The following is a 14,940-nucleotide window of genomic DNA, read 5'->3' as shown; positions in this document are numbered from 1 at the left end:
ATGAAAGGTGATAGGTTTTATACTTTGTCTTTGGTTTGATTTTTTAGGATATATTTCCATACAGATACTGGATCAATTTTTTGATTGTTGATATGTATCTCGTAGTGTAAATGAGGTCCAGTCGTTATTCCGGTATCTCCTACAAATCCAATAACTTGCCCTTGGGATACGATATCGCCCTTTTTGGCCAGATTTATCCATAAATGAGCGTACACGGTTTTTACAGATGATAAATGATGTATGGTAATACAGTTACCATATCCTTTTTTAAAGCAAGAGTTTTCTACAATCCCAGCAGCAGTAGCCAATACCGCAGTTCCTTTTGGTGCAACCAAATCAATTCCAGAATGCATTTTGGTTTCTAAGTGAATTGGATGTTTCCTGTAACCAAAAGGAGAAGATACTTTTATGAAATCTTTCTTTTTTAAAGGAAAATAGATTGGAATATTTTTGACAGGTATTTTGGTTGTTTTTTTCTGGGTTTCTTGAGCCTTGCATAAAAATCCAAAAGCAAATACCATTAGTACCGTATATATTAGTTTGATATTCATGAGAGATGATTGAAGGTGTGATGTTTAATGGTTTTTAAGAATTCATGGTTTCATTAATAAGATCATTTTGATTATCGTCATTATCCTGCCCTTGTAGTGTTTCACTAAATTTTGACAATTCTTCATCAATTAGATTGTCTATCTCGACTACAATTCGATTAAAATTGCCATCAAGTAATTTTTCAATATCATTGTCTTCTCCAATGGTTTTTGGAATTGGTTTTTTAACTTGGTCTTGGCGAGTATCAACTTTTATTTTTCCTCTAAATATTTTTCGGGTAATTTCTTCACCAAAATTATCTGCTACGACTCCTACAAATTCTCCTTGTGATAATTGTGAAATAGTGGAGACTGGAATTGCGTATTCCAGATTTTCATTAATGGTATATGAAGTACTGCTCGTATCTACATTCACATTCTTTAGTTTTTGTTTCTTTTTACCAAAAATCTCCTGTAGTTTAGAAGCAGTTTCACTTCTTACAGATCCACTGAAAATGTTACCGACAATGTTGAATATCGTTGCGGCTACTTCATTCCCATAATCTCTTTTTAATTGCTCTAGATCCTGCATACCAATGGTTGTAGAAATTTTATTAGACCTCGCGGTAGCGATAAGATTATCTAATCCCATAAAATACATGGTAGGTAACTCATCAATAATAACAGAACAGGGTTGACGTTTCTGAGTATTAATCTCTTTCAGTAATTGTGTAGCAATAAGACCTAAAGCAGGTGAATTGGTAGTTTGAGTGGCAGGTGAATTTGCCAGTACCAAAATCGAAGGTTTCTCGGGGTCATTTATACTTAGAGATACATTAATTTCTGGATATATATTGTTTCCCATTACCCAAAAAAGTTCTTTTGTTGCAAGCTGTGATAGGGGAATTCTGGCAGAAGCGGTTTGACCAGACAATTGTTCATAAGCTTGTTTTTCTAATGCATCCGCAAAAGGAGTCATAAAAAACTTTAGTTCTGGATAAGAACCAAGAATTCTAAATACTTTTTCGTCTGAACAAGATGCCAAAGTTATTGCATGTGGTAATGTGCAGTATTTTCCGTTTTCATAAATCTTTAAGAAATAGATGCAGGAAGCAAAATAAGAGATTGCAGATTGAGCAAAAAAGTCTTTTTTGGTTATCCATTCCTTATTTAAGTTATAAAGTACCGTTTGGGAAGCTTCTATTGCATCCGCAGCTTTACGTATGAGATCTGGACTGATAGGATTTACAAAACAAGATTTCTCAATGTCATCAAGTGAGATTACGTTAAACGTAGGTTCAATGTTAAATTGTTTTTTGTAGTATTCATAGAAGGCATAGGTCTCTTTGGCTAGTGATGGGAATTTAAAATCATAAACCAACATAGAGAACTGCTTTTTAATATGTTGTCTTATATACTCTTCTATTACCGAATAAGACTTACCAGAACCTGGTGTGCCAAGAACCATCGTAGCTCTAAAAGGATTTACTACATTAATATATCCGTTATCGGTTTTAAAATTCACCGAATATTTATTATCCATTACCCCTTTTTCTTGTTTAAAAACGAGGTTTTCATCATTAAACTCGTCTTTACTTCCGAAATAATTAAAATGTCTTCGGATCATAAATAAGGCCCAGATAAATCCAACTAGAGATACAGTCGTTACAATCAGGTGTGGAATTAAAGAAATAGGAAATTCAGCACTTAGAATAAATAGGAGAGCACCTATGATTAGTGTTATGTAATATTGCATATGCTGCGCATCTCCTTCTGGCTTTTTTTTCACATGAAACCCAAAAGAAGCAAAAGAAAAAATAGAAAGAACAATGCTTCGATTAAAAAAAGAGTGTTCGAAAATAGGAGCTTCTTTATATAGCTTATAAATAAGGTTATTCAGATATTTCGATGATATTCCATGTTTGGTAAAATCATCTAGATAATACGTATATACATCAACACCCAGAATACAAATACATAGCAGCATGGTAACTAATATGATCATATCTATAGAAAGTTTACTGTCCTTCATGTGTCATAGTTTTTTTCAAATTGAACTTTTATGAATCAATGTGTTATTGCTTATCATAACTGGGGCAAACCTAGATAAAATCGCATGTGCATCTGGGATTTTAGGTGAGACAAAAGCGGGACACTTTTATTAAAAAATATGCTCTTAATGTTTACTTTACACTTAGTTAATATGCCTTTTTCCCATTTAAGACGGGATATTGGTGTTATGTATCAGTAATATCAGGTCATTACAGGATAACAAGACGTAAATCGGGATATGGAATAATAATTTTCTATAAAATCAAGGAGTTTTATTTTTTGGAATTACCATAAATATCATTTTAAAGTTTGCACGAAACAATATTTATAGTATTAAGGCTTGTGTATTATGTGCTCTGTTTTAGGTTTTGCCTTTCATTTGATTGTTTACTTTCCTATGAGAATTCAAACATTTTAAAACTTGGTATATAGATTATAAAAGTTTTGAAGAATACTTTCAGGCACTATTATTTGTGTCTATTAGAATGCTAATTTAATCATGATCATTCAAGCAATGTAAAGTTATCCAAACTTGATTGGTTTGTGGCGTCTTCCAGGTTTGTAACCTTCTGGTTTCTTTTGTTTTTTATTGGTTGTTTTTTCATCACGATTAACATTAATAAACGACCTAATTTGTTGTTTAGTTAATAATAATGTTTCATTAATATTATTTTGCCTCGTTCCCATTCCTTGTTCTAATTCAAGCGGTGGCGGTGGCGGTAGTACACCATATTCTTTCATCTGCTGAATTGCTAGATGATTTCCGTGGTCGTTTCGTAAAGCCCCTATTTCATGGTCCAATTCTCTTTGCCTATTTTCTCGTTTAGTTCTTTCTTTAATCAATTTTTTTACTAATTTGGCTTGTCTTTTTGCTTTGCTTCTTGGTATGTAATCTCTTACTAGCCAATAGGATAAAGGGATTGCCACCACTAGCATACCGAAGATGCCCCCAAACGCGGCACCAATAGAAGCTGCAGTTATAACAGCCGCCGCAGTTGCTGACTCACCAGCGGTAAGAGCTCCGATTATGGTACCTACGCCCATACCGGTATTAAGACCTAATCTTCCAATGTTGGAGGAGTGTTTTTTATCACGATCTTTTCTTTTTTTATCAGCATTATTAATAGCAGTTCTATCATCCCAGGGTTTTGGATTGTTTCTAAGCCGTTCTTGCAATAGCACTTTTAATTGATCATCACTTAAATTATGCTCTGCTATCAATTGAGCTTTTTTACTTTCCTTATCTTTAATGTTATTTTCAAGTTTAGTAAGAGCTTCATTATCTTGAGGAATTACTCTTTCTTTTTGTTTTATTTCCTGGTCTAATGATCTTATGGATTCACTCAAATGTTCTCGATGTCTATCAACATTGATAGCATCTATTGTTTCCTCGTCTGTGAGTGTCCTTTTTCGTAACGAACGAAAAACTTTTCCTGCTTTTGTAGTTTCCTGTTTATAAAATAACTGTCGTAATTCCTCTTTTGTTATAGTTTGCAACACCAGATCAACCCTATTTAATAAATTCCGATTATTAGCTATTCCAACCACATCATCGCCTTGCATTTCTGCAAGTTTAAAGTCATATTTATGAAGTTGGTTTAGATCTTCTCGAGTTATTCTTCCTTTTGACTTTTTTATCAAAAGCTCATCAATTCCTAAGTTTTTTGGTAGCCACATGTATATGTTTTTTTAAATTTTTAACTGTTGTTATTTCAAATTCGAGGGTTCTTTTTGGGTTTTTGATTGTTTTGCTTCAATTTATTTTCGTTTAATGGTTTGGGTGCTTCATTCCTTTTCCCTTTTGGTAATTGCGTAAGCTGAGACAACATATCACGGGTGTAGGTTTCTCCATTTTGTTGAAATTTATTTAACGATTTGTATACATTTTCTATAGTGTTATCTGATGCAGCCGTAAGAAATTTTGATGCTTCTTTTGATAGCGGTTGCGCCAAAAGGTTTTCCTTGATTAGTTTTTGTATCTCTTCTTTGCTGAAACCTTGTTGGTGCTCTTCTATAAATTCTTTAGTGGCTTTATATGCATTTTCTAGTTTTTGGGACATCGATAGCTGATCGCTAGATGCTACAACTATTTCATTTATAAAATTTGCTTGATATGTATTTAGATGATTACTTTCTACATGATCAGTAACTATCTTTTGGCGTGCCAATGGTGTAAGATCCTGATGTAATTGAGTGACTACTTTATCCTGAACAGATACTATAGTGTTAAGTAACATAGCTGTGTATTGTTCTTGATTACGTTGCAGGGCACGTTCAATTTCTTTTTGGTATCTGTTAGCAATAGATTCCAAGATCATATCACGAATCAGGTTTAATCTTATTATGGATGTTTCTCTTTCCAGGGGATTGTTATTTTTTTGATTTTCGTGCTAACTACAAACCATAAAAAGGTTAGGGCACTAACTTTTTATATTATGGTTGCCAATTTAACTAGAGATTTACCTTCATTAGAACACGTAATCAATAGATGGTAAGTTTAGTGTAATAGATGGTACTCCAAAATTTATGTACCCTACAAAAGAAGGTTATGATAAGAGCATGAAAAAAGAGAAGCGAGGAATGGTAAAATTAGGATAAGGTCAGGAAAATAAAATCCAAAGCTTTTAGCTATAGTATTTTAATATTTTGAAAATAAAAAAGGCTTCAGTAATGAAGCCTTTTTTTAAGTTATACAAAGTTCTAATATACGTTAGTTTACGTTATGGATATGAACGTCTCGCTGTGGATAAGGTATAGAGATACCAGCAGCATCTAATGCATTTTTAGAATCTTCTAGAGCGCTAAAATATACATCCCAATAATCATCAACATTTGCAAAAGGTCTCACAACTAAATTAACTGCATTGTCTCCTAACTCGCTTACCGCTACTGTTGGTGCAGGATCTTTTAATACTTTAGGATTATCAGTTAGCACTTTCATTACTACATCTTTCGCTTTTTTCATATCATCTCCGTATCCGATTCCAATATTCAGATCAACTCTTAATTTACCTTGAGAGGTGTAATTGATGATATTTCCATTAGATAAAGTTCCATTTGGAACAATAGCTTCTTTATTTTCTGGGGTGGATAATTTTGTAGTGAAAATTTCTATTTCCTTAACTACACCTAATACTCCTTGTGCCTCAATTAAATCCCCAATCTTAAAAGGTTTGAAAATCATAATAAGTACACCGCCTGCAAAATTTGCTAAAGAACCTTGCAAAGCTAATCCAACTGCTAAACCTGCAGCAGCAATAATAGCAGCAAAAGAGGTAGTTTCTACACCAACTGTTCCAAGAACAGCAAGGATTAATACAATTTTTAATATCCAACCAAGTAGATTGGCAAGGAATTTTTGCAAACTTTCGTCATAATTGCGGACGGACATTAGTTTAGTAATTCCCTTTATTAATTTTTTAATAATCCAGGAACCAATGATCCAAATAAGAATTGCACCAACAACTTTTGGTCCAAAATCTACAATAAAATCTAATCCTTTATCTATCCATTCTTGAATATCCATGAGCCAATTTTTAAATTAATTATCTGTTATGTATTAAAATTAAGGATTTAAAGTTTTTGTTGGGTTTATTTTTTTCTAAGAATCCTAAATATTCGATAAAGAACAAATCGCTGCTTTAAAAGGTAAATAATCCTAATTTTTTTATAAGAGTTCCTACAATACTTCTAGATTATTCTTTTTAATCGTACATTACGCAACCTCAAAAAAAAGCGAAATTTATGTCTGAGTTTATGTATTTTTTTAAAGCTGGTTTTTTCCATGTATTGGATTGGGAAGCTTATGATCATATTCTATTTTTTATAGTACTTATAGTAGCATATAATTTCAATGATTGGAAACGAGTATTCACGCTGGTTACCTTGTTTACTCTTGGTCATACCGCCTCATTATTTTTAGCCGCCTATGATATAGTTTCGGTAAACTCAAAACTAGTAGAGTTTCTAATACCAATTACCATTTTAATTACAGCATTATTTAATGTAATTACTGCGAAAAATTCGACTAAGCAAGATAGAATAGGTGTTCTTTATGCAGTTACAGTCTTTTTAGGATTAATACATGGTTTAGGTTTTTCGAGGTATTTTGATTTAATCAGTACCATGGGAGAATATAAAGTACTTTCTATATTAGAATTTGCGCTGGGTATAGAAATATCACAAATAATAGTTGTGCTAATTGTTTTAGTACTTGGTTTTGTTGTTCAAACTGTTTTTAGATTTTCTAAAAGAGATTGGATCTTAGTGATTTCATCCATAGTAATCGGAATGGTAATTCCCATGATTATATCCAATAGAATATGGTAATTATTTATTAATTAGGGTTGTATTTGACACATAGTCATAATATATTCGTAGTTTATTAGATAGTAATACAATCCAATTTTTCTATATGCCCAAATCGAAACAATTAAAGTATGATAAAGCTTACCTAAGAATTGCCAGAGAATGGGGTAAACTGTCACATTGTGAAAGAAAAAAAGTTGGTGCGGTTATTGTAAAAGATAGAATGATCATTTCTGATGGGTTCAACGGAACACCCACAGGTTTTGAGAATCCGTGCGAAGATGAAGAAGGATATACTAAGTGGTATGTGCTTCATGCAGAGGCGAATGCTATTTTAAAAGTTGCGTCGTCAACACAATCTTGTAAAGGAGCAACTTTATATATTACTTTATCTCCTTGTAAAGAGTGTAGTAAGTTAATTCATCAGGCAGGAATTAAAAGAATTGTTTATCAGAATGGATATAAAGATAATTCAGGGCTTTTGTTTTTAGAGAAAGCTGGTGTGGAAATAGAACAGATAACTGACTTGGAAGATTAATGGGTTATTCAAAAAAATATTTGCCATTATTTATTGGTTTAGCAATGGGAGTTGGAGTTTTTTTAGGTAGTAAACTCAACTTTAGTAATCCATCTGCTAAGCTGTTTTCTTACAATGCCAAGAAGGAAAAATTAAATAGGCTTATAGATTATATCGACTATGAGTATGTGGATGAAATTAATACAGATAGCATTGTAGACGTTACTGTTAATCGAATTTTGGAAAATCTTGATCCACATTCTGTATACATCCCACCAGAAGAGCTTGAAGGTATTACAGAGAGTATGCAGGGAGATTTTATCGGAATAGGTGTAAGTTATTATCCGTATAGAGATACTATTTCAGTTATTAATACTATTAAAGGTGGGCCTAGCGAAAAATCTGGAATTCTAGCTGGTGATCGCATTCTTATGGCGGATCAAGATACTTTGTATGGTGAACGATTAAGAAGAGATCGATTAGCAGATAAACTTAAAGGAGAATTAAATAGTCAGGTACAACTAAAAGTATATCGAAGAGGAAAAGGTGTTTTTGATGTTGTGGTAAAGAGAGGAAGAGTTCCCTTGCAAAGTGTTGATGCTAGTTATATGCTTCAAGAAAAGATGGGGTATATCAAAGTGAACCGATTTGCAGAAACGACCTATACTGAGTTTAAAAGAGCATTAGATTCTTTACAGAATATGGGAGCAGAGACTTTGGTAGTTGATCTTAGAGATAATGGTGGTGGATTTATTGCGCCAGCACTAAAAATGGCAGATGAGTTCTTAAAAGATGATGAGCTTATTATGTTTACTAAAAATAAAAAAGGAGCCATCGAAAATAATTATGCAACTAAGAACGGAAGTTTCGAAAAAGGAGATATCTATGTTCTGATAAATGAGAACTCTGCTTCTGCCAGCGAAATTTTTGCTGGAGCTATACAAGATAATGATAGAGGTACGATCGTAGGAAGAAGATCTTATGGAAAAGGGCTTGTGCAAAGAGAAATGGCATTGGGCGATGGTAGTGCTATTAGATTAACTATTTCAAGATATTACACGCCTACAGGAAGATCCATTCAGAAGCCTTATAGTAATGGGAATAAAGAGTATTTTAATGAATATTTAGAAAGGTATAAAAATGGAGAATTACAAAATGCAGATAGCATTCAGGTGGCAGATTCCTTAAAATTTAAAACTCCTGGAGGGAAAACGGTTTATGGAGGTGGTGGAATAATACCAGATATATTTGTGAGTAAGGACACAACCAGAGTTGGTGAAACATTAGATTACATGCTGCGCTCTGGTAGAATGGGAGGATATATATTTGAAGAATTAGATAAGAAAAGAGAATACTATAACCAATTAACAAAAGACCAGTTCAAAGAAGAAATCCAAATAGACGATGAGTTTGCCGAAGGATTTTTGGCCTACACAAGAAGAAATGGGGTTGATTTAAAACTTGATAATTATAGAGAACAATTAAAAAAGTATCTAAAGGCAATTATGGCACAACAGTTATTTGGTACGAATGAGTTCGAAAAAATTATTAACCAGGATGATAAAATGATTCAAAAGGTTTTATCCCTCTCACCGGAGTAATTATTTAGTTGTTCTCGTATTGGGATAAATCTTATGTCCCCCCTAAAAATTACTAAGTAGTTAAGAAAATTGATGTTTCAAAAGGTTATACTTGTTCTTTTCTTAATGTTTTTGTTAATAAGCGCTATAACTTTGGTTATATTAACATTTTAGTAGTATTTTTAATACAAAAAGCGACCCCCAAAATATGTCAGAATTATCAGAATACCTTCTTGCTATTGCGCTCTGTTCTCCCGTTTTCTTTTTTATTATTGCGGTAGGATTTAGATTGCTAGATAATAGTGCGTCTTTATTTCTTGATAATGAGATTTTAGTTGATTCCTCTTATGTTTCAGGAGATTTAATTAGGGAACACATAGAAAGTACAGAAGATACGAAACTAAAAAAGGCATTAAAAACCTCTTTGATTTTTAGAAAATTACATAATTTCTTTATGATTCTTGCTGTGGTTTCGGTACCACCAGTAATTATTGCCTGTTTTCTAATTACCTTTATTGCGTAACCCTTATTTATCTTTTTCCATATTTCTGCTGAATAGTTCTAGAAACTAATAATATAAGTAATAGAACAATGACACATGCAGAAGCAATAATACTTATTAAAGCTGTTTTGCTATCTCCTAGTAACAGGTTGCTGAAATCTAAAACAGTAGCATTGTAGATAATCAAGGAAACACCAATAAGAATTAACGTATAAATAAAATATTTCATCAGAATAAACCTTTTATATTAGTAGCAAATAGTTTTACTGCTATAGCTAGCAAAATTACGCCAAATATCTTTCGAATCACATTAATTCCTTGCTTTCCTAATACTTTTTCAATTTTTCCAGAAGACTTTAACACTAGGTATACAAAAATAATATTAATCACTATTGCAATCACAATATTAACGGGTTGATATACTGCTCTAAGTGATAGTATTGATGTCATAGTTCCTGCACCTGCAATCAATGGAAACGCAAGAGGAACCACTGCAGCAGTTTCGGGTTCATCATCTTTATATAGTTGAATACCAAGTATCATTTCTAAGGCAAGAAAGAAAATAATAAAAGCACCAGCAACTGCAAACGAATTTACATCGATACCAATAAGATTCAGGATTTCTTTTCCTACAAAAAGAAACAAGATCATTAAAATAGCGGCGACTATAGAGGCTTTTTCACTTTGGATGTGACCAACTTTCTTTCGTAAATCTATAATAATAGGGATGCTGCCAATGATATCGATTACCGCAAATAATATCATGCTTGCTGTAAGTATTTCTTTTGGGTCAAAGTTCATTTTAATTAGTTTTTTGGTTGATGCAAAGTTATATATACTCCGTTTTATAAAAGTAGCATAAAAAGATTAATAATCGGTAAATTTTATATTTCATAAAAACTATCTTCGCAATATGTTTCAGTTAGGAAAAACCATAGTTTCAGAAGACATTATAGAAAAAGATTTTGTGTGTAATCTTTCTGCCTGTAAAGGAGCCTGTTGTATCGATGGAGAAGCGGGAGCACCACTAGATGAGGTAGAAACACAGAAGCTTAAAGAAATATATCCTGTAGTAAAGCCATATTTAAGGCAAGAAGGAGTTGAAGCAATTGAAAAACAAGGTACTTTTATCAAAACAGAAAATGGAGAATTAGAAACACCATTAATAGATGGTGCTGATTGTGCCTATGTAATTTTTGATAAAAAAGGTACTGCTCTATGTGCTATTGAAGAAGCTTATAATCAAGGAGAAATAGATTGGAAAAAACCAATTTCTTGTCATTTATATCCAATTCGAGTACAAGATTACACAGAGTTTTCAGCAGTGAATTACCATAAGTGGGATATATGTGATGATGCCTGTTCCTTAGGGAAAGAACTACAAGTTCCTATCTATAAATTTGTAAAACAGGCGTTGATACGCAAGTTTGGAGAGGATTGGTATATGGAGTTGGAAAAAGTAGCCGAAGGGCTAAAAAAATAGAAATTTCGATAATTTTCTGGTAACAATTGTAATACTAAAGACACTTAATTACATAACGTTAAATTTTAGTATTATGAAAAAATTGAATGTATTAGCCATAATCTTTGGTATTGGTTTATTCGTTTCCTGTTCGACATCAGATGTTGAGGAAGAAATTGGCCTGGAAGATGATGTTGAATTGAAATCTGAGAAAAGTATAAAAATACCACCAAGACCTCCATTGCCTGGGCCTTGTGGTTTAGCTTTTAATTGTCCACCAAAATAAATAAAAGATTAATATTTTCATTCCTTAAGAGCTTCATCTTAAGGATTTTTTGTTTGATATGGAAAACTTTTCTTTATTTTTAGGGTTGTTAATGTTTACCTAAAAGGGAAAAGGAATACTAACATTAAAACCAAAACAATAATTTTATGAAAACAATTCAAGTATGTATCGCTATGTTTATGCTTGCTGCAGTTCCGTTTGGCTGTAGTGATGATGATGCTATAGACGATATTAAGATTCCTGATGCTGAAGAAACAGGAATATTTTTAGAACAGGATCTTCATGTTTTATATCTTTTGAGACAAGATGATCTAATTGAGGAACAGATCATATCCGTGATGACTGATCTAGAAAATGATCCAAATAATGAGGATCTGCAGGCTCAATTAGAAGAGTTAGAAAATCAACGAGAGGTTAATACAGAACAAATTGATTTCCTGAACTCTCAGATTGAAGAAGCTCTTAGTGATGTTTCTTTGAGACCAAGAGTTCCGAGATTAGGGCCTTTTCCACCACCACCACTTCCATGTGATTGTCAAGACCCTTTAAACTTTACAGCATTAATGAAAGTATTGTTAGAAGGAAATCCTGAAGGTCTATCGGTAGTAGTCTTTTCAGAAAATCAGGAAGTTTTAGCAGAATTTGGTAATATTCAAAATTTTGAAGATACTAGTTTTATAGAAACTTCTATAGGTGAGAATATCGACTTTCAAGGAGTGGTAACTGTTCAGATTTCGAAGTTTTTCCCTCCAATTCAGGATATTACAACATATTCGATAACAGGGAATATTAACCTTTAGTAACCTTCATAAATAATAAGTAACTTAGCTCTCAATCATTTTGGGAGCTTTTTTTATGAGATTTTTTGTTTCTTTTTTGTCTTTATTTTTTTGTTTTTCAGTGTATTCTCAATCTCCAGAAGAACAATTCGATAAAGTGCAGTCGTTGTTAGTTAAAGGGCAAAGCTTTTTGTATACGCAAAGAGATAGTGCCGATTATTTTTTGTCAAAGAGTTTTGATTTAGCTGAAAAAGAAGATTTTTTAAATGATAAACTTACCATATTGCTATTTCTAATTAGGTGTAATACATATCATTATGATTTAACCTCTTTGAAAGAAAACATAGATGTATTTGAAAATATTCTAACAGAAGATAAAAGGACTGATACGCTTTATTATTCAACATTTTTTAAAAGAAGATTATTGTTGGAAAAGGGTAACTATTTCTATGATATTAAGAATTATCCAGAATCAGAAAAAAACATAAAAGCGATTATAAATGATATAGAAAGTGACTTAGGTGATAATGAAGTAACCCCAGATGATTTATATGAGTTAAACTCAGCATATTCTTTCTTGGCTTCTATATACGAAGATTTAGATAGATTAGATCTATCTATGAAATATCATAATAAGACATTGTCTATTATAGAAAAGTACTCAGATGTTGATTGGAACAGACAGAAACTAAATACAAATACTCGATTAGCAAGGGTTTATGAGAAACAAGGAAATTTTAAAAAAGGGAATGATTTGTTAAAAGAATCTCTAGCACTTTATCTTTTAGATAAGGATAACCCAAGATCTAAAAATAGCTTATTATCCACTTATCAACGTTTATCAAATAATTACTTATTCCAAGATAGCATTGCTAAGGCAATTATTATGCTAAAGGAAAGTGAATCGTATTATGTGGAAAATGATGCTTTTCAAAGATCTGCTGAGAAATTGTATGCAGAAATTTATAGTTCAGATAAACAGTATGAGAAGGCAGAAACTTTTTACAAATCTTATTTAGATAAGACTCTTACTTACAGGCAAAATCGGAAGCATCAGGATGTAGCAGAAGCTTATACCGGTTTAGGTAGTTTGTATATGTTAAAAGAAGATCCTTCTAAAGCTTTGGAATATTATCAAGAATCTTTGATGCAATTAGCTCCTGATTTTACAAATAAAGATATTAAAGTTAATCCAGATCCAAAAAAAGTACTATCCAAATTAGCGTTGGTTAAAGTGCTAAAAGAAAAGTTAAAAGCGCTTCAATTACTATTCAAAAAAAGTAATAATACTAAAGACCTTGAAATAGCTTTTACCACATCTAATGATATTATCAAAACGTTAGATCTGTTAAAACCAGAATTCGAAAGCAAAATCGATAAACAATTCCTAATTACAGAAATGTATCCTGCTTTTCATAGTATGGTAGAGATCGCCTTTGATTTGTATACTGCTACAAATGAATCGAGATATATAGATGCAGCATTTTATTTTTCCGAAAAAAGTAAAAGTGTTATTCTGTTAGAAGCAACTAGAAGTACTCAAGCAAGCTCTTTTGGAGGAGTACCTGAAGAAATCATTGATAAGGAGCAACAATTCAGAGCAAATATTATTCATTTAGAAAAGAAATTCTTTAATCAAAGATCGGATATTGCTGTTTTCGATTCCTTATTTCAACTAAAAAACAGGTATTATAATTTTATCTCAGATATGGAGCAAAAGTATCCAAAATACTATGATTTAAAATATAATGCTGATGTAGTAAGTTTAGAAGATATATCCATGGGTCTGCTCCAAAATAAAGCATTGATCAGTTATGTTGCGACGAGTACAGACTTGTATGTGATCACTTTAGAGGATCAACGCAAATACTTTTATAAGGTGCCTTTAGAGAAGAAGGATCGAGATATGATAACAAATTTTTATTCTTTGTTATCTAATCTAAATGTTAAAGAACTACCAGATATTTATGCCGAAGGCTACGAGGTGTATAAAAGAATTTTAATGAAGCCTTTGGAAAAAATTGAATCAAAAGAATTATTGATTATCCCCGACGATATTTTGAACTACCTTCCGTTTGAAGCGTTAACGACTTCGAATAATGCTGCGGATTATCTTATTAAGGAATATCAAATTTCATATACAAATTCTGCCACCTTACTTAGAGAACAACAAAATACATCAAAAAGTGAGCGGAATAATTTAGTAGCATATGCACCTAGTTTTGAAAAAGCTGGTAATAATATTTCTCAAGATAGGCCTAATTTTGGACCGTTGTTATATAATACAGACGAAGTAACACAGATTACTAGTTTTTTTAATGGAAAAGCTATTATTGGTAATGAAGCGTCTCTGGCTTCTTTTTCAGAGAATTCTGAGACTTATAGCATGCTTCATTTCGCCACTCATGCAGCTACTAATGATGAATATCCTGATTATTCCTATTTAGCATTTGCTAATGATGATAGTGGTGAAAATGGTTTGTTATATGTGAAGGATTTGTACGGATATAATATCAATGCAGATTTAGTAGCGCTAAGTGCTTGTCAAACAGGATTAGGAAAATTGGAGAAAGGAGAAGGAATGTTAAGTTTAGCAAGAGGTTTTAGTTATGCTGGCGCTAAATCATTAGTAAATACTTTATGGAAAATTAATGATCAAACTACAGCAGATCTAATGTATGATTTCTATAAAAACCTTAATAAATCATTGCCAAAAGATCAAGCGTTAAGAGAGGCAAAGCTAACGTATCTGAAAAATGCTGAGGATGATTTATTAATGCATCCGTATTATTGGTCAGGATTTATGATATCTGGTGATACCACTCCTTTGGAAAGTAGTAGTTCTTTTTTATGGTGGTTATTACTGCTTTTTATTCCTGTTATTATAGTGATTATAAAGAAAGTAAAAAGCAGTAATACCTAAG

General features: G+C 32.2%; 15 protein-coding genes. 8 read left to right on the top strand and 7 right to left on the bottom strand.

Annotated features, from left to right (window positions below):
* Positions 1–17: 17 nt before the first annotated feature.
* From ACWNT5_RS02605 to ACWNT5_RS02585, 5 genes are all read right to left on the bottom strand, one after another.
* Positions 18–551 carry a M23 family metallopeptidase gene (locus ACWNT5_RS02605; protein ID WP_456516507.1) on the bottom strand — a complete coding sequence of 178 codons (534 nt, stop codon included), beginning with the start codon at positions 549–551 and terminating at the stop codon, positions 18–20.
* A gap of 34 nt (positions 552–585) precedes the next feature.
* Complete coding sequence (locus ACWNT5_RS02600; protein WP_456516506.1) at positions 586–2,562, bottom strand: TraM recognition domain-containing protein; 1,977 nt, start codon at positions 2,560–2,562, stop codon at positions 586–588.
* A 542-nt stretch (positions 2,563–3,104) separates the two neighbouring features.
* Entirely contained in the window at positions 3,105–4,259 is a 1,155-nt protein-coding gene (locus ACWNT5_RS02595; protein WP_456516505.1) for a hypothetical protein, read from the bottom strand.
* A 35-nt stretch (positions 4,260–4,294) separates the two neighbouring features.
* The gene (locus ACWNT5_RS02590; protein WP_456516504.1) at positions 4,295–4,900 is read right to left on the bottom strand and encodes a hypothetical protein; all 606 of its coding nucleotides are present in this window, start codon (positions 4,898–4,900) and stop codon (positions 4,295–4,297) included.
* Between the two features lie 392 nt (positions 4,901–5,292).
* Positions 5,293–6,108, bottom strand: a complete 816-nt coding sequence (locus ACWNT5_RS02585; protein ID WP_299894656.1) for a mechanosensitive ion channel family protein — start codon at positions 6,106–6,108, stop codon at positions 5,293–5,295.
* A gap of 218 nt (positions 6,109–6,326) precedes the next feature.
* Between ACWNT5_RS02585 and ACWNT5_RS02580 the strand changes: the two genes are divergently transcribed.
* From ACWNT5_RS02580 to ACWNT5_RS02565, 4 genes are all read left to right on the top strand, one after another.
* Entirely contained in the window at positions 6,327–6,911 is a 585-nt protein-coding gene (locus ACWNT5_RS02580) for a HupE/UreJ family protein (RefSeq protein WP_456516503.1), read from the top strand.
* Positions 6,912–6,996: 85 nt separating this feature from the next.
* Positions 6,997–7,428, top strand: coding sequence for a deoxycytidylate deaminase (locus tag ACWNT5_RS02575; RefSeq protein ID WP_299603922.1), 432 nt, complete (start codon positions 6,997–6,999; stop codon positions 7,426–7,428).
* Positions 7,428–9,008, top strand: a complete 1,581-nt coding sequence (locus ACWNT5_RS02570; RefSeq protein WP_456516502.1) for a S41 family peptidase — start codon at positions 7,428–7,430, stop codon at positions 9,006–9,008. Before ACWNT5_RS02575 ends, ACWNT5_RS02570 begins: the two co-directional genes overlap by 1 nt.
* A 187-nt stretch (positions 9,009–9,195) precedes the next feature.
* Positions 9,196–9,510 carry a hypothetical protein gene (locus ACWNT5_RS02565; RefSeq protein WP_299603916.1) on the top strand — a complete coding sequence of 105 codons (315 nt, stop codon included), beginning with the start codon at positions 9,196–9,198 and terminating at the stop codon, positions 9,508–9,510.
* Positions 9,511–9,517: 7 nt separating this feature from the next.
* Here the strand turns inward: ACWNT5_RS02565 and ACWNT5_RS02560 are convergent, their stop codons facing one another.
* Positions 9,518–9,718, bottom strand: coding sequence for a hypothetical protein (locus tag ACWNT5_RS02560; RefSeq protein ID WP_456516501.1), 201 nt, complete (start codon positions 9,716–9,718; stop codon positions 9,518–9,520).
* Complete coding sequence (locus tag ACWNT5_RS02555; protein WP_299603910.1) at positions 9,718–10,290, bottom strand: MarC family protein; 573 nt, start codon at positions 10,288–10,290, stop codon at positions 9,718–9,720. The genes ACWNT5_RS02560 and ACWNT5_RS02555 overlap by 1 nt, the downstream gene beginning before the upstream one ends.
* Positions 10,291–10,402: 112 nt before the next feature.
* Here ACWNT5_RS02555 and ACWNT5_RS02550 point away from each other — a divergent pair, with 112 nt between their 5' ends.
* The 4 genes from ACWNT5_RS02550 (at position 10,403) to ACWNT5_RS02535 (ending at position 14,939) form a co-directional block, all read left to right on the top strand.
* Positions 10,403–10,972 carry a DUF3109 family protein gene (locus ACWNT5_RS02550; RefSeq protein ID WP_456516500.1) on the top strand — a complete coding sequence of 190 codons (570 nt, stop codon included), beginning with the start codon at positions 10,403–10,405 and terminating at the stop codon, positions 10,970–10,972.
* 73 nt (positions 10,973–11,045) lie between these two features.
* Entirely contained in the window at positions 11,046–11,237 is a 192-nt protein-coding gene (locus ACWNT5_RS02545; protein WP_299603904.1) for a hypothetical protein, read from the top strand.
* Positions 11,238–11,383: 146 nt separating this feature from the next.
* Positions 11,384–12,037 (top strand): hypothetical protein, encoded by a 654-nt coding sequence (locus ACWNT5_RS02540; protein WP_299603901.1) that lies wholly within the window; start codon positions 11,384–11,386, stop codon positions 12,035–12,037.
* Between the two features lie 100 nt (positions 12,038–12,137).
* Positions 12,138–14,939 (top strand): CHAT domain-containing protein, encoded by a 2,802-nt coding sequence (locus ACWNT5_RS02535; RefSeq protein ID WP_456516499.1) that lies wholly within the window; start codon positions 12,138–12,140, stop codon positions 14,937–14,939.
* The last annotated feature ends 1 nt before the right edge of the window (position 14,940 follow it).

The sequence above is a fragment of the Aquimarina sp. 433 genome (genome assembly GCF_054054605.1).
This window is presented reverse-complemented; position numbering and strand designations above follow the sequence as displayed.